This window comes from Aquimarina sp. RZ0, from assembly GCF_008370685.1.
GTDB lineage: Bacteria > Bacteroidota > Bacteroidia > Flavobacteriales > Flavobacteriaceae > Aquimarina.
The window spans coordinates 35,037-56,654 of the sequence record NZ_VTZU01000010.1; the positions used below are offsets into that span (position 1 = coordinate 35,037).

19 protein-coding genes are annotated in these 21,618 nt (G+C 32.9%); 14 read left to right on the forward strand and 5 right to left on the reverse strand.

Annotated features, from left to right (window positions below; all coding sequences use genetic code 11):
* The first annotated feature begins 72 nt into the window (after nt 1-72).
* The 7 genes from F0000_RS05980 (at nt 73) to F0000_RS06010 (ending at nt 7,202) form a co-directional block, all read left to right on the forward strand.
* Nucleotides 73-831, forward strand: coding sequence for a flavodoxin family protein (locus F0000_RS05980; RefSeq protein ID WP_149623804.1), 759 nt, complete (start codon nt 73-75; stop codon nt 829-831).
* A 241-nt stretch (nt 832-1,072) separates the two neighbouring features.
* A complete protein-coding gene (locus F0000_RS05985) occupies nt 1,073-1,825 on the forward strand; it encodes a hypothetical protein (protein WP_149623805.1) in 753 nt (250 codons plus the stop codon).
* Nucleotides 1,826-1,830: 5 nt separating this feature from the next.
* A complete protein-coding gene (locus F0000_RS05990) occupies nt 1,831-2,214 on the forward strand; it encodes a DUF2721 domain-containing protein (protein WP_149623806.1) in 384 nt (127 codons plus the stop codon).
* Between the two features lie 19 nt (nt 2,215-2,233).
* Complete coding sequence (locus F0000_RS05995; RefSeq protein ID WP_149623807.1) at nt 2,234-4,189, forward strand: thiamine pyrophosphate-dependent enzyme; 1,956 nt, start codon at nt 2,234-2,236, stop codon at nt 4,187-4,189.
* A gap of 162 nt (nt 4,190-4,351) precedes the next feature.
* Nucleotides 4,352-5,002, forward strand: a complete 651-nt coding sequence (locus F0000_RS06000; RefSeq protein ID WP_149623808.1) for a potassium channel family protein — start codon at nt 4,352-4,354, stop codon at nt 5,000-5,002.
* Between the two features lie 5 nt (nt 5,003-5,007).
* Entirely contained in the window at nt 5,008-6,249 is a 1,242-nt protein-coding gene (locus tag F0000_RS06005; RefSeq protein WP_149623809.1) for a sodium:proton antiporter, read from the forward strand.
* Between the two features lie 302 nt (nt 6,250-6,551).
* On the forward strand, nt 6,552-7,202 hold the full coding sequence (locus F0000_RS06010; RefSeq protein WP_149623810.1) for a Pycsar system effector family protein: 651 nt from the start codon (nt 6,552-6,554) through the stop codon (nt 7,200-7,202).
* A gap of 159 nt (nt 7,203-7,361) precedes the next feature.
* On the opposite strand, the gene F0000_RS06015 is transcribed toward F0000_RS06010, so the two are convergent.
* The gene (locus tag F0000_RS06015; protein ID WP_149623811.1) at nt 7,362-8,372 is read right to left on the reverse strand and encodes a YafY family protein; all 1,011 of its coding nucleotides are present in this window, start codon (nt 8,370-8,372) and stop codon (nt 7,362-7,364) included.
* A gap of 106 nt (nt 8,373-8,478) precedes the next feature.
* Here F0000_RS06015 and F0000_RS06020 point away from each other — a divergent pair, with 106 nt between their 5' ends.
* The 7 genes from F0000_RS06020 to F0000_RS06045 all read left to right on the forward strand — a co-directional run bounded on the left by F0000_RS06020 (nt 8,479) and on the right by F0000_RS06045 (nt 15,888).
* Entirely contained in the window at nt 8,479-8,682 is a 204-nt protein-coding gene (locus F0000_RS06020; protein ID WP_149623812.1) for a hypothetical protein, read from the forward strand.
* Between the two features lie 686 nt (nt 8,683-9,368).
* A complete protein-coding gene (locus tag F0000_RS27625; protein ID WP_188112026.1) occupies nt 9,369-9,518 on the forward strand; it encodes a hypothetical protein in 150 nt (49 codons plus the stop codon).
* Nucleotides 9,519-9,550: 32 nt separating this feature from the next.
* Entirely contained in the window at nt 9,551-11,530 is a 1,980-nt protein-coding gene (locus tag F0000_RS06025; RefSeq protein WP_149623813.1) for an ATP-binding protein, read from the forward strand.
* A 12-nt stretch (nt 11,531-11,542) separates the two neighbouring features.
* Nucleotides 11,543-12,211 carry a response regulator transcription factor gene (locus F0000_RS06030; RefSeq protein ID WP_149623814.1) on the forward strand — a complete coding sequence of 223 codons (669 nt, stop codon included), beginning with the start codon at nt 11,543-11,545 and terminating at the stop codon, nt 12,209-12,211.
* Between the two features lie 276 nt (nt 12,212-12,487).
* The gene (locus F0000_RS06035; RefSeq protein ID WP_149623815.1) at nt 12,488-13,075 is read left to right on the forward strand and encodes an RNA polymerase sigma factor; all 588 of its coding nucleotides are present in this window, start codon (nt 12,488-12,490) and stop codon (nt 13,073-13,075) included.
* 733 nt (nt 13,076-13,808) lie between these two features.
* A complete protein-coding gene (locus F0000_RS06040; RefSeq protein ID WP_149623816.1) occupies nt 13,809-15,197 on the forward strand; it encodes an RtcB family protein in 1,389 nt (462 codons plus the stop codon).
* Nucleotides 15,115-15,888, forward strand: a complete 774-nt coding sequence (locus F0000_RS06045; protein ID WP_149623817.1) for a hypothetical protein — start codon at nt 15,115-15,117, stop codon at nt 15,886-15,888. Before F0000_RS06040 ends, F0000_RS06045 begins: the two co-directional genes overlap by 83 nt.
* Before the next feature lie 164 nt (nt 15,889-16,052).
* Here F0000_RS06045 and F0000_RS06050 read toward each other — a convergent pair whose 3' ends face one another.
* From F0000_RS06050 to F0000_RS06065, 4 genes are all read right to left on the reverse strand, one after another.
* The gene (locus F0000_RS06050; RefSeq protein ID WP_149623818.1) at nt 16,053-17,126 is read right to left on the reverse strand and encodes a sulfite exporter TauE/SafE family protein; all 1,074 of its coding nucleotides are present in this window, start codon (nt 17,124-17,126) and stop codon (nt 16,053-16,055) included.
* Nucleotides 17,127-17,379: 253 nt separating this feature from the next.
* Nucleotides 17,380-18,918: an NAD(P)/FAD-dependent oxidoreductase gene (locus F0000_RS06055; protein ID WP_149623819.1), complete on the reverse strand. Its 1,539-nt coding sequence runs from the start codon at nt 18,916-18,918 to the stop codon at nt 17,380-17,382.
* Nucleotides 18,919-19,038: 120 nt separating this feature from the next.
* Entirely contained in the window at nt 19,039-20,580 is a 1,542-nt protein-coding gene (locus F0000_RS06060; RefSeq protein ID WP_149623820.1) for an NAD(P)/FAD-dependent oxidoreductase, read from the reverse strand.
* Nucleotides 20,581-20,602: 22 nt separating this feature from the next.
* Entirely contained in the window at nt 20,603-21,145 is a 543-nt protein-coding gene (locus F0000_RS06065) for a hypothetical protein (RefSeq protein WP_149623821.1), read from the reverse strand.
* Between the last annotated feature and the right edge of the window lie 473 nt (nt 21,146-21,618).

Here is a 21,618-nt window from a genome sequence, read left to right on the forward strand (position 1 = left end):
GCAAGTTTCTGAGTTTTTAAATCTCGATTATCGAATAAATAAAATAGTATTTCAATATAAAAATCATTAAAAATGTCAAAACAATTAAAACAAATCACTGAAAAACATTGTGAAAATGCACCTGCAAAATACGATGACCTAAAAGTTCTATTCCTTAATTGCACATTAAACAGAACACCTGTATTATCTCATACAGAAGCTCTTATTGAAGTTGCCCAAAAAGTTTTTGAAGCAAATGGAGCAACTACAAAAGTAATCCGCCCTGTGGATTATACAATACCAGCAGGGTTAGGGATGGATATGTCTCAAACTCCAGAATGGGAAAAAGATGATTGGCCAATGTTACAAAAAGAAGTTGATGCCTGTGATATATTGATTTTATGTACTTCTGTTTGGTTAGGAGAAAAGTCATCTGTATGTAACAGAGTACTAGAACGTATGTACGGATATACGCATCAATTTAATCAAAAAGGACAATATAGAGATTATGGAAAAGTAGGAGCTACCTTGATTACAGGAAATGAAGACGGAGTAAAACACTGTGCTATGAACATCCTTTTCTCTCTTTCTCATATCGGGTATACGGTACCTCCACAGGCTGATGCAGGCTGGATGGGAGAAGCAGGTCCCGGACCATCGTATAGAGATGAAGGTTCTGGAGGACCAGAGAATGATTTCACTAATAGAAATACAACGTTCCTGGCTTGGAATTGTATGCATATGGCGCGTTTACTAAAAGATAATGGAGGAATTCCAGCACACGGAAACCAACCTGAAGAATGGGAAGCTGGATGTAAAGCTGGATTTGATAGTCCCGAGCACAAAAGGTAATTGGATATTATATCTATTGGTAAATCCAGTATACTACCATTTCTGGTTTTAAAATACTCAAATAAAAAGTTGCCATTTTTTGCATAGATAAAAAAGAACAAAATTGAATGGGTAATTTTAAATCAGAAATGGTATAAACAAACTTCATCTTCCTTTTTGTTCTTTATTTTTTACATAAATTTAAGTAGATGCTAACATAGGATGGCATGATGTATCATAACAAACTAATAAATCTAAAGTAATGAGTACGCAAATACATATAGCAGCACAATATCTGGCTACTGCCGGAATAAGCTTTCTGGATAAAAAAGATGATGATAGCCATACCAATCTGGGTTTTAATATAGAAAAAGGATATATAGAAACCTGGCCATTAAACGATCAAGGGGATAAAATAGCTTTTGATTATTTAAATTTTGCATTGCATTGGATTGCTAATAGCACCATTAGACTCAGTATTTCTTTAGATGGAAAAACTCATAAAGAAATTGTTTCCTGGATGGAATCATTAACCACTGCACTAGGAATTACCCGACCGTATGTATATGACCTTCATTACGATCTTCCTTATGATAAGATTACAGATGCATATGTTTTTGAAAAACCATCAGATAATATCCTTCAGAAATTAGTACAGAATAGGATATTAACACAAAAAATCTTGGTTAAAACGATTGAGGCTTCATCTCTAGATTCGGATATAAGGATTTGGCCACATCATTTTGATACCGGGGCTTTTTCAAAACTCGAAAACAAAGATGGCGTTTCGGTTGGTTTGGGGATGGCAATTCCAGATTCGATGCATCCTGATTATTACTTTTATATAAGCGGATACAAAGGACACGATAGTATTCCTACCACAAATTTTACACCTTTAAAAAAGGGATCCTGGAGCAACGAAGGTTTCAAAGGTGCTACCTTATCTATTTCTGGCATTAGCGAAGAGGAAGGAATTACATTTTTTGAAGAGGCTATACGCGCATACAAAAACTAAGATCTATGGAACATTGGTATATCCCAGCAACTATAATTCCGGGTATTGGATTGCTTATATTATCTACTTCTAATCTGTTGATTAACCTGAGTACAGAGATAAAGACAATGACTGCAGAAGTAGCCATAGAAGAAAGTATGATCGAACGAAAACTAAAACAACTCAAACTATTAAACAATGCTATGGTATTCTTGTACATAGCTGTGGCTTGTTTTGTGATTTCGGCTTTAATTTCTGGAGTTTACAAAACTGTAGCAACTAATTTTGATGCTGCAATTTATATCACTATTACAGGTATCATAAGTGCATTATTGGGGCTGATTGCCCTAATTCTATACTCCTTTAGAGCAGTGCAAATAAGACAAGATCAATTTCGCAATAAATGCTAACATCTAAAAAAAAACAATTATGGCTTCAAAAAAAGAAACTGTTTGGTATAAGGTATTAGACAACAAAAATAGACTTCCCGAGGGGAGAGTACAAACGGTAACGGCTGGTCATCAGGGTATTTGTTTAACTCATTATAAAGGCACATTTTCTGCCTTGGATAACAAGTGTCCTCATCAGGGTGGCCCCTTAGGAGAAGGATCTATTGAAAATGGTTTGTTGCGTTGTCCCTGGCATGGGTGGGATTTTGATCCTTGCTCAGGATTACCTCCTGGAGGGTATGATGATGGGGTGACCACTTTTGAGGTAAAAGAAGAAGAAGATGCTATTTTTGTAGGCATTCCTGAAGAAACCCCTCATCAGGATACCATCTCTGATGTCATGATACAAACAATGGTTAACTGGGGAGTAACTACAGCTTTTGGCATGGTTGGTCATTCTAATTTAGGAGTTGCGGATGCTATGATGCGATTAGAAGAACAAGGAAAATTACAGTTTTTTGGTATCCGTCATGAAGGTGCTGCAGCCTTTGCGGCATCCGCTTATGGAAAGCTAACAGGTACGCCTGCCGTCTGTTTTGGTATTGCCGGACCGGGATCGACCAATATGTTTACAGGTATGTGGGATGCCAAAGTAGACAGAGCTCCCCTACTCGCTTTTTCGGGACAAGTAAATACGCAGGTGATGGGAACTGGTGCTTTTCAGGAGGTAGATTTGGTTCGTGCTTTTCAGACCGTTGCAGATTTTAATCATGCTGTACAACAAAATTCTAAACATAGCGAACTCATGAGCCTGGCAATTAAGAGTGCATTACTAAACAGAAATGTATCTCATATTACTTTTCCGGATGAAGTAGCCTTTATGCCAAAACCTGACGGAGAAGAAGCCCAGACCCCAGAAGGTAGAATCACTCCAATGAATATCTCTCCTCCTGGACAAATGGTCGCCAAAGCGGTCGTCATGATTTCTGAATCCAAAAAACCAGCTATTATTGTAGGGCACGGAGCTAGATTCCATATGAAGGCTATCATTGCTTTTGCAGATAGATTACAATGCCCTGTTATTACAACTTTTAAAGGAAAAGGACTTATTGCTGATGCCCATGAATTAGGCTGTGGTGTATTAGGTCGAAGTGGTACGCCTATTGCTTCCTGGTTTATGAATGAAAGTGACCTTCTGATTGTTTTTGGAGCTTCTTTCTCTAACCATACCGGAATTACCCCTAAAAAACCAATCATTCAGGTGGATTATGACCCTACGGCACTCAGCAAATTTCACAAAATTGATGCTGCTCTATGGGGAGAAATTTCTGAAACTTTATCGATCATCCAGGAGCAGACAGAAGGTAAGATCAATACCATAGATCAAAGACCCGAAATTGCAGAAAGATGGAATATCTGGAAAGAAGAAAAAGCAAATAGATTAAAAGATGAAAGTGATAATGGAATCAGTTCGATTGCTGTATTCGAGGCTATGAATAAGATTACTCCCGAAAATGCTGTGATCGCTGTAGATGTAGGAAATAACACCTATTCTTTTGGGAGATATTTTGAGCCAAAAAACCAATCCGTTTTAATGTCAGGATACTTGGGATCCATAGGTTTTTCAATCCCTGCAGCGATGGGAGCCTGGGCTGCACAAGGTAAAGAAAGACCGATATGGTCTGTATCAGGTGATGGTGGTTTTGGACAATATCTGGGAGAAATGATGACATTAGTCAAATACAATATGAATATCAAACACGTATTGCTAAACAACTCAGAATTAGGGAAAATTTCTAAAGAGCAAAAAGCTGCCGAATTAGATGTCTGGCAGACCTCATTACATAATGTAAGTTTTGCTAAATATGCTGAAAACTGTGGAGCTTTAGGAATTAAAGTCACAAAAAAAGAAGATCTAATCCCGGCGCTGAAAAAACTAAGAGACCATCAAGGTCCGGCATTATTAGAGATTATTACGGATGTAACACTAATATGATTGGAATACTAAATTTCAATCATCTGATGCACTATAAATATCCTAAGCTTAAGATTATAATACTGTCTTACTCGTAAAACCTCAGAGATTTTAGCTGTTGAGAGGTATGATTGTTACTTTTTATGTATCAGTATTCTATAGAAATGAGTTATTAAAATCAGAATGAAAAGAGTTATCAAAATATTAAATACCTATAAATATCTAATTGCATTAATTAGTGTATTTAATTTTCTGTTAACTCCAATCCATGCCAGTATTTCAGACTTGTATCCCGCCCATGTAGTGGTTATCAATTATACCCTGGTAATTCTGGCAAGTTCGTTAATTGCTTCGAATACTAACACCAGGATAAGAACATACATATTGGGACTTATAGCATTACTTTTTATTTGGTTAGAGTTTTCGAATCCTTTTATTGATATCATAAAGGTTTTACGTCTTTCTTCTTCCTTTTTATTGTTTTCATATTTCTGCTTTTTATTATTACAGCAATTAAAAGCTATAAAAAATATAAACCTACAGTTTATCTTAGGGCCTATATTAGGCTTTATCTATTTAGGAATTATCGGTGGGATTCTTTTTGAGTCCATTCATTTTATTGATCCTGTATCATTCCATCTCAGAGGAGATTATTCTGGTTATATCTTTTACTATTTTAGTTTTATCAGTATTACTACTGTAGGTTATGGTGATGTTACACCACTTACTCCACAAGCACAAGCAATAACTTTAGTGATGAATATTATAGGACAATTTTATCTGGCAATTGTAATAGCTGTGTTTGTGGGCAAATATATTAATGTAAAATCATAGAAACTATGTTACAATCTTTCAGTATTATTTTTTCGATTGCTGCTTTTTTCAGCTTTGTCAATTATAAGTGGTTAAAAATGCCTGCTACTATTGCTTTGATGTTGATGAGTCTGGCCACGATTGCTATCATTACAATAAGCAAAGGTATCCTACCAGAATTTTATCAATTCTTTTGTGATATTGTAACAAATTCAGACTTCAGAAGTTTATTGTTGGATGGTATTTTGAGTTTTTTATTATTTGCAGGTGCATTGCATGTTGATACAGGTGAGCTGGTCAAAGAAAAGTGGCCGATTCTGTTATTTGCCACTTTAGGAGTTCTTATTTCTACTTTTATTGTTGGTGGATTGACCTTTGGAGCTGCTCAATTTATTGGTATTGAGCTTTCTTTTTTACACGCCCTATTATTTGGAGCATTGATTTCACCCACAGATCCAATTGCAGTTATGGCAATACTCAAAAAAGCAACTATTGCTAAAAGCCTTGGAATTAAAATTGAAGGAGAATCTCTTTTTAATGACGGAATCGGTGTAGTTGTTTTTTCGGGAATACTTATCCTTACCGGAATGGGTGAACATCATGGGGAAGGATCTATTGGTTCTGAAATTGGCAAACTATTTCTGGAAGAAGCTGTTGGCGGTATTGTATATGGCGCACTTCTTGGTTTTATTGGGTATCAAGGCATCAAATCTGTAAAAGAAAACCCGCAACTGGCAGTTATGATCAGTCTTGCTATCGTAATGGGTGGATATGCGGTTGCTTCTCTCATCCATGTTTCAGGACCTTTGGCTATGGTGATTGCCGGAATGATCATCGGTACCAAATTAAATATTGCTACCAACAAAGGGCCTACAAGAAAACTACTTAATGAAATATGGGAAGTCCTGGATGATGTATTTAATGGTATTCTATTTGTATTAATTGGATTAGCAATCCACCTGCTCAAATTCGATGCGAATCATTTGACATTAGGCCTTATCGCAATTGTGATTGTACTCATTGCTAGATTTATTTCTGTATTCTTACCCTACTCTTTATTAAAACACTCAGAAGGTAGCCCTATCAAAACAGTTACCATACTTACCTGGGGAGGACTTCGGGGAGGAATTTCCCTGGCATTAGCATTAAGTCTTGCCGATAGCCCATCTGCCGATGTCATTTTGTATACTACCTATGTTGTAGTAGTATTCTCTATTATCATACAAGGATTGAGTATCGGAAAACTTGTTAAAAAACTATACGCATAACGAACTCATCTTGAGTAGTGGTTTTCAACCGAAAAGTTTGGCTTTTGTACTATAATGAAATAGGTCAAAGTATTACCCAAGATGAGTTCAAGATATACCCTATTATAAGTTTTAAAATTAGAGTATGTTTAAAAAGAATACAAATTGAAAATCAATAGTTTGAGGTTCTGAGTACACTTCAAATAATGAGAATATCGAGATATTTTAATTATTTGAAGTAAGCTCACGGTTCTTAAAGTATTTGTTTTCAGGAAGTAAGATTTTTAAACAAGCTCTAAACTGGTATTGCTAATTTGTACATTATGGAAAAACCTGAAAAAGAAATTGAAGTAAAGAAAATAGAAAAAGTAAAGGACAAATTGTTGATGCAAGAATTACACCTGGATAAAGATAAATTAAAAGCATTAAAGAAAAAGCTCTCTAAAATAGAACCAAGACCCGAAAAAGGAGTAGAAACCTTATTCAGGTTATTATCAAAAAATCAGTATACTCTTAATGCTATGATTGATAGAAAATCAAATATCCTTATTTCTATCAATGCATTGATTCTTTCTATAATTTTAGGCACTGTACTGAATCAATTAGATAAAGATCCGCATTTAATATATCCAGCCATTCTGATTCTAATCACCAATCTTATCTCGATTGCCTATGCCGTTGTTGCGACCAGACCAGAGCTCAAACATGGCGACCGACAGACTAACAACCTTATGTTTTATGGTAATTTTCATGAGATGGAAGAAACCGCATATATAGAACAGATTACTAGTCTTATGAATCAAGGTGATGAATTGTATAAAACGATTGCAAGAGATACTTTTTATCTGGGTAAAACCATGGATAGAAAATTTAAACTTTTACGTACATCATTTAATATTTTCTTGATTGGCATCATTCTTTCTGTACTGGCTTTTTTAGTTTGCCACATACTATTTGGCGGGTATTTTGGATAATATCATCTATAGTGATTCGAAGTATTCATAAGACATACAGGTGTAGTGCATTCAAACACAATTCATCAGAATTTGCTACTATTACTGTTTCAAAAAATCAGATAAAAAAATGCAGTTTTACTAGGCAAAAGATATAAAATCAACACTCTTTTCGCTGGCTTATTGATAGGCCTCTATAGCTCTTTTTAGTTTCTCATGAATTCGCTTTCTCAATCTTTTTGGCTTTAGAACTTCTATACTATCACCAAACCCCAAAATAAGCCGTTCCAACTCAAAATTTGGCTGAACTGTAATACTAAATACAGTCCCGTGCGCATCTTGTGAGATAATTTCCTGTGAAGCGTGAAAGGGTTTGGTCACCACATATGGTGAATTTCGTTTATCTACTTTAAATTTTATAAGCTCTGGTCGCACACTCTCAGAAACAGTAACGCCCACCACATTTTTATAATATACATCTCCATCAATCTGCTGATCTATATATTCAATACCTTCTTTAGTATTCGTAATGCTCATAATTCTATCCAGAGCAAAAGTGGTTAATTGTTTTCTTTTATGACCAACAGCTAATAAAAACCAGCGATTATTAAATTCTTTTAACAACTGTGGATGAATATGCAATTCATTTGGTTCTATCGCTTTAAACGATTTATAAATAATTTTTAGTACTTTTTTGTTAAGAATTGCGTGATATACTGTATCAATATGCTCTAATCCTTTAAGCTGCTCATTCTTTTCCAGATGAATAATAGGAGTATTGTCTTTCTGAGTTGCATATACAGAATCTTCTAACCGCTCTAATACACCGCCCATCTCCTTAAAAAGAGAAAAATCCTTAAACTGTCTTAAAATCTGTATCGATTCATTCATAATCTTAATATCACGATCCGTTACCGGAATATTCATAATACTATAGTCCTTTTCTGCATATCGATAATATTTGCGTTGATATACCTCTATAGGAGCATTATAGCCTAATTTATCACTCCGCATTATTTGTATATCCAGTTGTACCGTACGTTTACTTACATATACATCTTTTCCTTCGTACTCATATAAAGCATCAGAACATGCATCAATCAAATCATCAAGCATCCATTTCCTAAAAGTGTTACGCAAACACTGATCAATGGTTTTATACCGTATTAATGCATTTTTATTAGAAGCCATTTTTTATACTTTTTTGTAAAAAACAACAATTATTTTTTACTACGCAAAAAGATTACGTACTACTACCTGACATTTGTATAACAATTAACAACTAAAAGATACTACAATGAAGTTTAACCAAATATCAAAAAAGGAGCAGGAGATCAGAAATTATCTGCTAGTCGAGGCATTCGGCAGCTTTTGTGAGATAGGATTATACACTTCGGTTGTTAAGACTACTCCAGAAAAAGCAATAGATTTTATGAGTATGAACCCTCGTGAGGTGTTATTGACAGACAAATTCACTTCGCATATTTATTGGATTTCGTAAGCAATAGAAAATGAGATCATAAAAAGTCTTTATAAGACGAAAAAAAACAAATAGAAGAGCAATACGTCATTCAGGAGCGTATAACGAATCCTTATACAGTAGCGGTATAACAAGCTTGCAAATAGCAAACTACACATATACAATACTGTTTAATAAAAGAATTTGTATCTCCTTTTTTTCAAAAATTTTATGATCCGTATGTACGCTTAGAGTATGTTTAAAAAGAATACAAATTGAAAATCAATAGTTTGAGGTTCTGAGGACACTTCAAATGATGAGAATATCGAGATATTTTAATTATTTGAAGTAAGCTCACGGTTCTTAAAACATTTGTTTTCAAGAAGTAAGGTTTTTAAACAAGCTCTTAGATCTTGAGGAGAGGTGTCAAAAAAAAAGATTTTTTTAAAACTCCCTTTCCATATAATTAATTATAAAAGAGATCAATGAAAATTGCTTCGATCCTTCGATATAGTCGAGGATAAAAATAATAAATACCGATCCATTATACCATCCAAACTACAGTTTGCTGCTACCCAAAAAAGGGAAAGTAGGGTATCGCAACTGTAGCAAGATTCACTTTCCCAAGCTTACTGATCATTTCTCATAGGTAGATATGTAACTGCATATCCATCTAGGGTTGACACCTATGAGTATACCCTACGGAACACAACAAAAAAACTAACAATATGAAAACTTTAAAATATATACTGGTAGCCCTACTACTATCTATAAACTTTGTGTCTTGTACTCCAGATCCCATAGAAGACTATGATATCAATACTGAAGTAATAAGTAGTAAAGGTGGCAATATAGAAACAAACGAAGATTTGGATTAATTTCAAATTATAAAATTTAGTACTTTTGAGGGATGAAACTATCTAAAGTTACATCCCTCTTTTTTTTGAGCATTTTAATGGGTATCCTCAATAGTTCCTGTAATATCAATTATAATAAAAATGACTCAGCATCCTCCTTAGTTACTAAAAAAATAGATTCTATAAAAGCTTATTATGATATTGCTTCCCAACGTTCTTATTCAGAAACTAGAAGATTGGAAGCCATATCCAATTTCATAAATGGTGCATTACAACTTCAAATTGATTCTCTATATTATGAGGGACTCAGATTAAAATCGAATATGCTTTATCGATACGGTGATATAGAAAAAGCTATTCAGCATTCCAAAATCATGTTACAATATGCTCAGCAAAATGAAGACAGTCTCTATATAGGAAAATCATACTATAAATTAGGTGTATTTAATAAAAAACAAGAAAAATATCTAAAAGCCTTTGATCAACTTAATAAATCTTTTAAAATTCGTAGAAATCTAAAAGACAGTATTAATGCTGGTAAATGTTTACAGGTGTTAGCAAATATTCAACGAATGTTAGGAGATCATAATGCTAGTAAAATTATGGCTACTGATGGTTTATCTTATCTAAAAAACTCATCTGAGTATAACTCTATTTTGTCATTGTATCATGGCATATCTATATCTTTCTATGAATTAGGGAATTATGAAGATGCTCTAATTTGGAATAATAAAATACTTCATTTGGTTAAAGACTCTATTATTTTGAAAAAAATTGGAGTTAATGATATGATTATCTTTAGAAATACTCGTGCTAATATCCTTGCTGGTCAAAAAAAATTTACTGAAAGTATCAAAATACTTGAGGAGCTATTAAAAAATAAAAATGTAAAAAATGATTTACTTATATACCCAACAATTTTAAGTAATCTTGGGTACATTAAATTTCAAAAGAATCCAGAGAATTCTGATAGCGAAAAATTATTATTACAAGCATTACAAATAAGAAAACAAAAAGAAACTGTAGAGGGTTTATTTTCTAGCAATCTATATCTTACCAAATATTATAAAGATAAAAAAACCACAAAATCCCTATATCACGCTAAAAAAGCTTATCAAAGTTTAAACGGTCTAAATGATTATGAAGCATTACTGGAAATCCTTACCTTAATTACCGAGTTAGATCCAAACTCTATAGAGGATCATAGACTCTTTAAAGATGTGAGTCTTAAATTAATGGAAGTTCGCAAAAAAACAAGGGAAATTTACGCTCCAACCAGGTTCGAAAATGAAAACCTGCAAAAAGAAAATGAGCAGAAAAATAAAAAAATATCAGAAGTCCAAAACCAAAATACCATCTACTTGCTTGGTATGTTATTACTCATTACATTGATCGGTTTTGTCATCTACTTCTCTCGTCAACGCACCCGATATCTGGCACAGCAAAATAAAATGGTACAATTCCAGACAGCCTATGAAACCGAAACCCGGATCTCTAAACGACTCCACGACGAACTGGGAAATGATATTTTTCAGGTGATGCTACAATACCAGCACGATCCTCACGATCCACAGATAGTAGAAAAACTCAATAAAAGCTACAACAAAGCAAGGGATATCTCCAGAGAAAACAGCGAGTTCGAAACCGATGAAACCTACCCATTAGAGCTCAAAGATATGCTACAAAACTATACCCAAAACAACATCCAGTTAATTCTCAGAGGTTTTGAAAAAATAGAGTGGCAGGCAATAGATAAAAATATCAAAATCACGGTCTACAGAGTATTGCAGGAGCTGATGACCAATATGCAAAAACACAGCAAAGCAGACCTGGTTGCTATTATATTTTCTGTAGACACTACACATATCACGATCAAGTATTCGGATAACGGTATTGGTATGACAAAAGAAGATCTAAATCAAAAAAATGGACTCCGCAATACGGAAAAGCGTATCCAGGCAATTGATGGAACACTTATCTTTGACTCTCAAAAAGAAAAAGGCTTTAAAGCCTCCATACAGATCCCTAATTAAAAAAGAGTCAATATGTTTGATAAAGTATTGGTAGCAGAAGATTATGAAATTGCCAATCAAGGTATTGTAAAAGTGCTGAATGATGGTATAGGAATCCATAATATCCACGAAGCACAATATTGTGATGATGCCTACCTGAAATTCAGAAAAGCAAATCTGGATGGTGATCTCTTTGACCTTTTGATCACAGACCTCTCTTTTAAAGAGAATCATAAAAAACAGATCAGAACTTCTGGTATCGAATTAATTGAGGATATCAGGACTATACAACCTGATATCAAAGTAATTGTATACTCTCAGGAAAGCAGACCGGACAGGATCAATATGTTGTTCGAAAAACTTGCTATAAACGGCTATGTCTGCAAAGGTCAGCATTCGGTAAAAGAATTAATCGAATGTGTTAACGGCGTATATCAGGGGAAAAAAGTAGTGCCCCCGCTACTAAGAGATCATTTGGATACAAACACCATTATCAATCTGGATGATTTTGATATGCTGCTGCTGGAAGAACTCTCTTGCGGATTTACCAAAAAAGAAATCGCAGCAACCCTAAAATCAAAAAATATTACACCAAATAGTGAAAGTACAATTGATAAAAGAATCAGTAGGCTTTTTGATAATTTTAAAGCAAAAAATACTACACATTTAGTCGCAATCGTTAAAGATCTGGGATTATTATAAAAATTCTATGTCATTTTTTTGATAAAGAACACATTCTTCGCCAATGACTGTAATTGTAGTTCTAATAAAAGATTTTTTTCTCCTCTTTACACAACTTTTCTTTAACAGAAAGTCTAACATATATCAATTAATCAAGGATATCATCTGGTGTAACGGAAGATAAGTTAAATGGAGGGATCAATAAAATCGGAAAAATCACCCTCCATTACGGAAATCTGTAAGGACATATCCCAAAGCTATCTTATGTTTGTACAGGGAATAATAAAATTCTAAAGAATGGATAAGGATCGTATAATCATTGCTGGAATCATTAAGGGAGACGAAGTAATATTAAAAAAATTTTACAGAGATAATTTCAGATATATTCAGGGGTATATTACACAAAACTATGGAAATCCAGAAGATGTAGAAGATATTTTTCAGGACGCGTTAGTATTTCTTTACCAAAAACTATCTTCTGGATCTGTAGAGATTACCTCCTCTATCAGAACCTATTTTTATGGTGTCTGTAAAAACATGTGGCGCAATAGGTTACGCAAAAAAAAGAAACTCATTATAAATGATGTTGAGAGTTTACAGGAATTACAAATGGATTACACCACAGTAGACGAATCAAAAAACGAAGATCAGGAACATCTATACAGAAAATACTTCTTAAAACTTAGCATAACAAATAAGAAGATACTACAACTCTTTTTTGAAGGAAAGAGTATGAAAGAAATTGCTACAATCACAGGATACTCTGAAGGGTATACACGAAAAAAGAAATTTGAAGCCAAAAGACAATTAGCAGCAATGATTGAAGAAGATCCTTTGTATAGAAAACTACAGTCATCTCATAAACGTGAATATGCCTGTGAATAATACCATTGTTGTTTGAATTGGTATTAATCTAGTTTTATGAACTCGTCTTGACTTTCTATAATACGATTTATAACTAAAAATTTCGCATATTCATCGTTTCTTTTTCCTTTCTACTTCGTTTAAAAAATAAACCGTAGCTATAGCTATGCTTGATTTTTTTGCCTTGCATAAAGAAAAAATAATTCAATCAATTTATACGAATTTTTTAATCACAAATCGTATAAGTAACATTTTAGGATCAAAAATATAGTCATTTCAGTACTTAGACTAAATAAGTTTTTGTTTTCTAATGATCATAGAGCACAGTCTCGGGTAGAGCTTTTCTTTGATAACAAACTAATAATAAGATCACTAAACTATCTATTAAAAAAAATATTTCGATTCTGGAGCAAGTCTTGGAGCATTTAAATCTCGATTATCGAGTACATTGTAGCATTGCCGTATTCTGATATTTTTTATTCTAAAACTTCCATATAATACCTGTTGTCGTTTTTAGATCTTCTGATTAGTATCTGGTCAGAAATAGACGATTTTCATAATTTGAAAGATTTTTGATGAAATTTTGATTTTGCTGTATTTCCGAACACACACTAAGTATTTGATTAAAAAATAATGTACAAAAAACACAAATATTTTTAATTTCCCCGATTGTGACATAATAAGCAGATATCTTTTTACTACGCATAAAGACTGCGTAATACTATTTCAACTTTGCTTTATTAATTATAAGAAGATGGAAAACAAAGTAAACATTACAGGAAAAACATTAATAGATTTAGGGTTTAGATCCGCAAAATGGTTTCCAGAAGCCATTAACTACATAAACACTCATCAGTTACAAGGCAATGCGCTAGACACCTATTTAGAACAATATAAATTGCCTCCCCTCCAGAAATTACATAAAACACCAATAGATTTTAGCATTAATATCAAGGCAGAAAATGAACTCGAAGAAAGGAATGTAACGTCTGTAATTACTTCTATGAAAGAATTAATGAAAACACCAACAGTTGTAAATGGAGCCGTAATGCCAGATGCATGTCCATCAGGATCTATTGGAACGATTCCAGTAGGCGGTGTGGTGGTTACTAAAAATGCACTCCATCCAGGAATGCATAGTGCCGATATTTGCTGTTCTGTAATGCTTACTGATTTTGGAAAAACTGACCCAAAAAAATTAATGAATGCTGCATACTCCAGTACACATTTTGGTCCCGGAGGAAGACCAAAAGGTCAGCAATATAGATTAACAGCTGAATTAATTGCTGAGTTTAAAACAAATCCATTTCTGTATACAGATAAAAATATTAGTATTGCACGAGAACATATGGGAACACAAGGAGATGGAAATCATTTCTTATTCATCGGCACTTCTGCAAAAACAGGAAACACTATGATGATAACGCATCATGGCTCCAGAGGTGTTGGTGCCAGATTGTATAAAAAAGGAATGTATATTGCAGATAGGTTCAGAAGAGATTTATCTCCGGATACGCTAAAGCAGAATGCCTGGATTCCGTTTGATACAGAAGAAGGACAAAACTATTGGTCAGCCCTGCAAACTATTAGAAAATGGACAAAATTAAATCACGAATGTATTCATAATACTACAGTAGAAAAATTACAGATACAAGCAAAAAATAGATATTGGAATGAACATAATTTTGTATTCAAGGATGGAGATTTGTTTTATCATGCCAAAGGTGCAACTCCTCTTGATAGCAAATTCATGCCAGATATTACGGGACCCAGATTAATACCACTCAATATGGCAGAACCTGTATTGATTGTAGAAGGAAAGACAAGCGGGAACAACCTGGGTTTTGCGCCTCACGGAGCTGGAAGAAATTTGAGTAGAACGCAGCATAAAAGAAACAAAGAAGGACAGCGTAGAGACCAAATCTTTGAGATCGAAACTAAAGGACTTGATATTAGGTTCTACTCTGAAGAAATTGATATTTCAGAATTACCCAGTGCATATAAAAATGCTGCGACTGTGAGAGCACAAATGCAGGAATTTGGATTAGGCAATGTAATTGATGAAGTTATACCTTATGGATGCATTATGGCAGGAGATTTTCAGATTAATGCTCCCTGGAGAAAGAAAAGAAGAAATAAATAACAATACCTGGGTGTCAATCAAAACAAAAATGAACCTACACCAAACCATACAAAACAGCGTACAATTCCTTTCAGATTCATGGAAGGAACAGTATGCCGCTTTTTTAGTAGAAGAACATCTAATTACTTTTTCTAAAAATATAGAGCGGTATATCCAGAATGGTATCCCTTCAAAAAAACCACCTCCTCATTTTGATGAAGAAATAACAGCTTCACTATCTGAAGCATTCAAAAATTTTGAATGCTTATTAAAAAATAAAAATCCAACACCAAAAGATTGGGCAAATAATTTAGAAACCACACCTTTTGAATATTTATTGATACTCATGGGACAACGATGGACCTCTACCTCCTTAAAAAACGAAAAAGCTATTCCGCCGTCAACAAAAACGTTACTTAGTAGTTGTTTTGCTCCGTTTAATAATCAAATCTGTATGGCTACCAGAGCCTGGGAAAAACATATCGGCAGATCTACTGATAATTTCTGGGGAGTAATGAAAGGTAATTCTGCTGAGAAAGAAGAAAAAGTAAACCTCCTAATCATTAATATGATCCAAAACAAAAGCTGGTGGAATATGTATTATCATTACAATCATAAACTCGTCTACGAAATCAGAATTCCCAGTGGTCACGGAATCCGTTGGAATGCAACAGGAACAAAACTGATTGGTTTTTTAGAACCTTTTTTATGATTATCATACTGTAGAAATTTTATACAATTGGTATACAATTTTCAAGCGAATTGATTACACGTGTCTACCTAAAGCTCAGTTTGGCATCGCGAGAAGAGAAAATTAAAACGTTCAGATTCTAGTAGTCTTATAAAACAATTAGATCAGGCTACTATTAACCAGAATCACAACACCTTATTGTTTAGTTTATTATTCACAACATAAGTTGTTATAAAAATTATAATTAACATACTCATAAATACAGGAATAACCCAACTTGGCATAGGCACTAACCAAATGGTACTAATCACTTCGATTATAATAAGACTTATTAAAAATTTAATGATAAGCGAATTACTTATTAGTGATGCAAAATAAGCCCCTATAGGAGCTCCAAATATGACTACAGGAATAGCGGTTTTCCAAGCGTTTACAGACCAACTAGACCAGTTTCCAAAAGCTGATATTAGCATTACTCCAATTATAGAATTTAAGGCCATAATTATTACTGTAGTTGGTGTTGCCTTTTTTTCTTTTGAATTCAAGATGAGGGTAAGTATTATAAAAGCAATTAAGTCTGCTCCTGAACCAATGTTGATAGTTAAAACCCCTCCTAATATCCCTGTAAAAAAAAGTATCTTATTCTTATTTTTTGATTTTATAATATCTACACTTTTTACAAATAAAAGTTGTTTTATAATCAGCGCAATGGCTAATGCTGTAATATGAATGGTAAATATCCATTTTAAATGATTACTCTCTATAGACAATCCTGAGGCAAATGAAATAAGCTGACCTAAGATTCCTCCTAAAACTGCCGGAAATATTGCAAAAGAATGAAAATGAATTTTTTTATATAAAATAAAGATAGATGCCATTGTCATTCCTACCGATTGTATCAGCAAAGAAAATTGTTTAGCATCTAGAGGAACTATGTGAAGTACCTTAGTGAAAATCGGAAATGCAATAGCACCACCTCCTTCTGCTGAAAAGCCAGCAACAAAACTACCTAAAGTCATTGTTAAAGGCACTTCCCAAAATTCTTTTAACAAATACCATTCATCTAAAAGAGTAATAGAAACTGCCCAAATTAGCAATAAAATTATTGCAAGTTTTAAATAAGTAAACTTAAGCATTAGGCTTAGGTTAAAGTTTGATTTTAATAAAGTTACAATGATATCTAAATTCTCTTTTTGTTTAAAACTAACAACTAGTCTTTTCTTTTTGAGTAACCTTAAAAAATGGTTGTTATAAATCACGTTTCAACTATTTTAGATTAAACATTTACTTTAGAAAGTACTACAAAAAATAAATTCCATAGTAAACTTTACTATAGTGGTTTACGATTAGAATATGTTTAAAAAGAATACAAATTGAAAATCAATAGTTTGAGGTTCTGAGTACACTTCTAATTATGAGTATATCGAGATATTTACATTAATTTGAAGTAAGCTCACGGTTCTTAAAATATTTGTTTTCAAGAAGTAAGGTTTTTAAACAAGCTCTTAATAACTATATTGATATTATTACTTTTTTCAAAGCATATTTAATTCTTCCCAGAATCCCTTGCTTTACAATAAAATTAAAAGAACTTACAGGGATTTTTCTAAGAATTTCGTAAGCTAATTCTGTTTTTTTTCCAGGTCCTTTTAATCGAAATTGTGTAGCCTGTGTCGGCCCATAAACCATTTTAAACCAAACCTTTGGTTTAGTGAAAAAATATTTTATCAAAGGTGGATCGCAACCAATTAAATGAGCGAGATCATCCATATATCGATGATATTCTACTAAGCTTCTTATGCGATATGCATTTCCTTTAAAAATTTTCAAATAATATAATCTATCTAAAGAAGATATTTTTTCCATTTCGTGAAGTTTTGGAAGCTGGTGTTTCCCGGAAATTATCAAAGCTAGTAATCTAGCCTGCATTTCCATAATAGGGAATTGACTTCCAAAACTTGGTCTTGCCCATCCCATCCATATAATTCTATCAAGAATTTTAGGGTTAAACATGTGCTTATACATATGACGTGGGTCACATTCCTGAAATTCTTCAGGTAAGAATGAGACAAGGTTTTTGTAACCTGTACAAAAAACTATGATGTCTATATTTTCTAGAATTTTTCCATCAGAGGTATATATTTTTTTTCCTCCTTGTTCAACAGTGATAATTTCCCTAACAATTTCACAACCATGATTTGCCATGGCTTTTGGTAATGCCAGCGTTTTTGTACCATACACACCTCTTATTCCATATTCAGGGTCTATAAAATCATTTAACTCGGCGACCGCATCAAAAATTGGACTGTTTCTTGATCTTTCTTTTTTTTGTATTTTTTTGCTCAATTCCTTACCAAATTCTGCTGGTAAAGTCCAGATACCTCTATGTGTAGAAATATCAGCAGCGTGCCCATTGCGTTTTCTTGGCACTATCCATCCAGTAGAATTTCTTAAACTAACCCAGCATTTTTCAGCCACTTTGGAGACTTCTAATGCAATATCAGAACCAGATTCTCCCCCTCCAACAACAAGGACACGTTTATCAACAAAGCAACTATTGTTTTTATAGTTTTTAGAATGTAAAAAAGACACATTCGTCAGTTTATTTTTCCAGGCAGGGTATTTTGAAATTCTATTGTTTCCAATAGCTAATATCAGTCGTTTACAGGTAAATATTTCTCCAGATTCTATTCTTACTTCCCAATATTCTTTTTTTGAATTAAACACTATTTTACTTTCAACTTTTATTACTTTACTTTTAAATCTAATTCGTTCTGTTACATTAAATTTTTTTGCATAATCTGACCAGTAATCTACTACTTCATTTTTTGTCCAGAAAGTATGTTTTTTATTATTACCTATCCAAAAATCAGAAAACATACTAAAAATTGCAGATGAAGTAAGTGTTAAATTATCATAAGTATTAGAGAACGTGCCTCCTAATTTTTCAAATTGATCTAAGCACAAAATATTTTTTATATTATTCTCTAGTAGTTCCTTTACTGCTACTATACCGCTTGGGCCTGCTCCTATAATAATACAGTCAAACATTATTTAAATTTTAATTAGTTAATTGTTAATTGATTTTGTGTACTTCATCAAGTACTATTTTTGTTGTTTTAAATGCCAATTTATATCTATAAGCTATTTAGATAAATTGATACACAGCTATTAAGACGTTTTAATAAAACTTTTAAAACTATACCGTATTCTCCCCTTTATCCCCTCTTTAATAACTTTATTTAAGCGCACCTCGGGTAATTTATTTATAATCTGGATAGCTTGTTTATTTTTTTGACCAGGTCCTTTTAATCTAAATTGAGTTGATTGAGTTGGCCCAAAGACTAATTTTATCCATAATTTGATATTTCTAAAGAAGTATTTAGTTAGGGGTGGAGTACATCCAATAACTTCAGCCATATCATCCATAAAATTATGATAGTCAACCAGACTTCTTATTCGGTAGGCATTTTCTTGAAACCGTTCAAGATTTTCTGCTTTATCTTTAGATATAATACACTCCATTTCTATAAGTGGGGGTAGTTTATGTTTTTTAGATATTATTAGCGAAGCTAGCCGTGCTTGCATTTCTATAATAGGAAACTGACTTCCAAAGCCTGCTCTAACCCAACCTAGCCAAATAAATCTGTCCTCAATTAGAGGGTTTATCATATGTTTATATAAATTTCTAGGGTCAGTTTTCTGAAGTTCTTTAGGTAACATTTCGATTTTACTGTTTTCATAGCCTGTAGAAAAAATAATAAAATCTATATCCTCTAAAATTTTCCCATCAGAAGTATGTATTTTTTTCCCTCCTTGTTCAATAGTAATAACCTCTCGAACAATTTCACAGCCATAATTTGCCATAGCTTTTGGTAATGCCAGCGTTTTTGTGCCATAAATACCTCTTATTCCATATTTTGAAGTAACTAATGAATTTAATTTGACTACAGCATTGAAGATTGGTTTATTCTGACTTCTTTCTCTTTTGATCAGTCGTCTACTAAGTATAGTTCCATGTGATAATGGAAGATTCCAAATAGCTCTATGTGTAGAATTATCTGATGCTACATCTCCTCTTTTACGAGGAACAACCCAACCTGTTGAATTTCTAAGACTTACCCAACATTTTTGAGCTACCTTAGAGACTTCTAAGGCAATATCAGAGCCAGATTCACCTCCTCCAACGATAAGTACTCTTTTGCCTCTATAAGGAATTGCATTTTTATATGATTTAGAATGAACGAAGTTTATATTTTGCAGCTCTGATTTCCAATTAGGATATTTAGGGATTCTGTTATTTCCAATAGCAAGTATAACTCTTTTACACAAAAAAGAATTCTCTGATTCTAGAGAAACTTTCCATCCATTTTCCCCTAAATCATTGTCTCCTATGCTCTCAATTTTTGTCACATTACTCTTATATCTTATATGCTGATCAGCTTCAAAATTTTTAGAGTAATCTGACCAATACTCTACAGCCTCATCTTTTGTCCAAAATTTATTGATACCATTATCTCCTACCCAAAAATCCGAAAACATACTAAAAGTAGTTGAAGATGTTAATTTTAAATTATCATAAGCCTGAGAAAATGTACCCCCTAATTTTAAAGATTTTTCTAAGCATAAGATGTTTGTGATTCCTTGTTCTATTAGTTCTTTAATAGCTACAATACCTGATGGACCAGCTCCAATTATAATGCAATCGTACATCTTACTTTTTTTAATTGTTAAATTATTCAATATTAGCTCTTAATAGGAACATCTCTTCTACCAATATTTCTCGAACGTAACAGATTTTTTTATTAGTATTTTTATCTGTCATAATGTAATTTCTGCCTAAACGAAATGCTTCTGTATTTATATTTTGATGAAGTGAAATATGTAGATCATTTACTTCAATTTGAATGTTATTTTGTTTTAATAGACTCCCAAAAGGGGTATCCATAGTTTGAAGACTATTGATCAACTTAATTGGAAGGCTTTTTTTAAAAATCCTAAGACTTGCATCAAGTAACTTATAATTAGTTTTCTTTTGCCTTATTTCAGATATTCTCAGATATGTTTTATCGCTTTCTAATCGATCTAAACTACTTTTTTCTAAAACATATATTTCACCAAAGTTCTCGATCAAAGAAGGTGTTAATAATGATTGTTTTTCAAGTAAAGAATAACTGAGATTTAAGTTTATTTCTTCACATATTCCTTTAAAAGAAAATGACTTCAATTTTTTTTCTTTAAAAGAACGCAACCCAGAAGTCGTATAATTCTCTTCCATATAAATAAGTTTATTTAGGGTTTATATCCCCTATTAAAATTATTAGGCATTTCCAGCTTTAATTTTCACATTTTCTCAGGGCATTTATTAACACAGAGTTCTCTAGATTTTCTTTCTGATTTAGTAAACCATAATGTTTCTATAAATGGGCTTGCTTTTATATATGCCTTATGAAGAAATTTAAGGTTTATAACACCTCCCTATATTAACTTTTTGGGATTTTTCAGGTTTTAAAAAAACCAAAATACTATGGAGAAGTACGCTAAGTCTAATTAATATATAAAAATAAATTTCTTTTTCATAGTGAATAAATCTTATGAGTTATGGTTAAAGTTATCTATTTATATAACAGCCATAATTATCAAAACCCTACATTTTCAGGTGTAAATTTTCACTTATTTTTGATTTTTGTTTGTAGTAGTAGAATTGGGGAAACAATATACTATAGATTAAACATGTAATCTACAATAAAT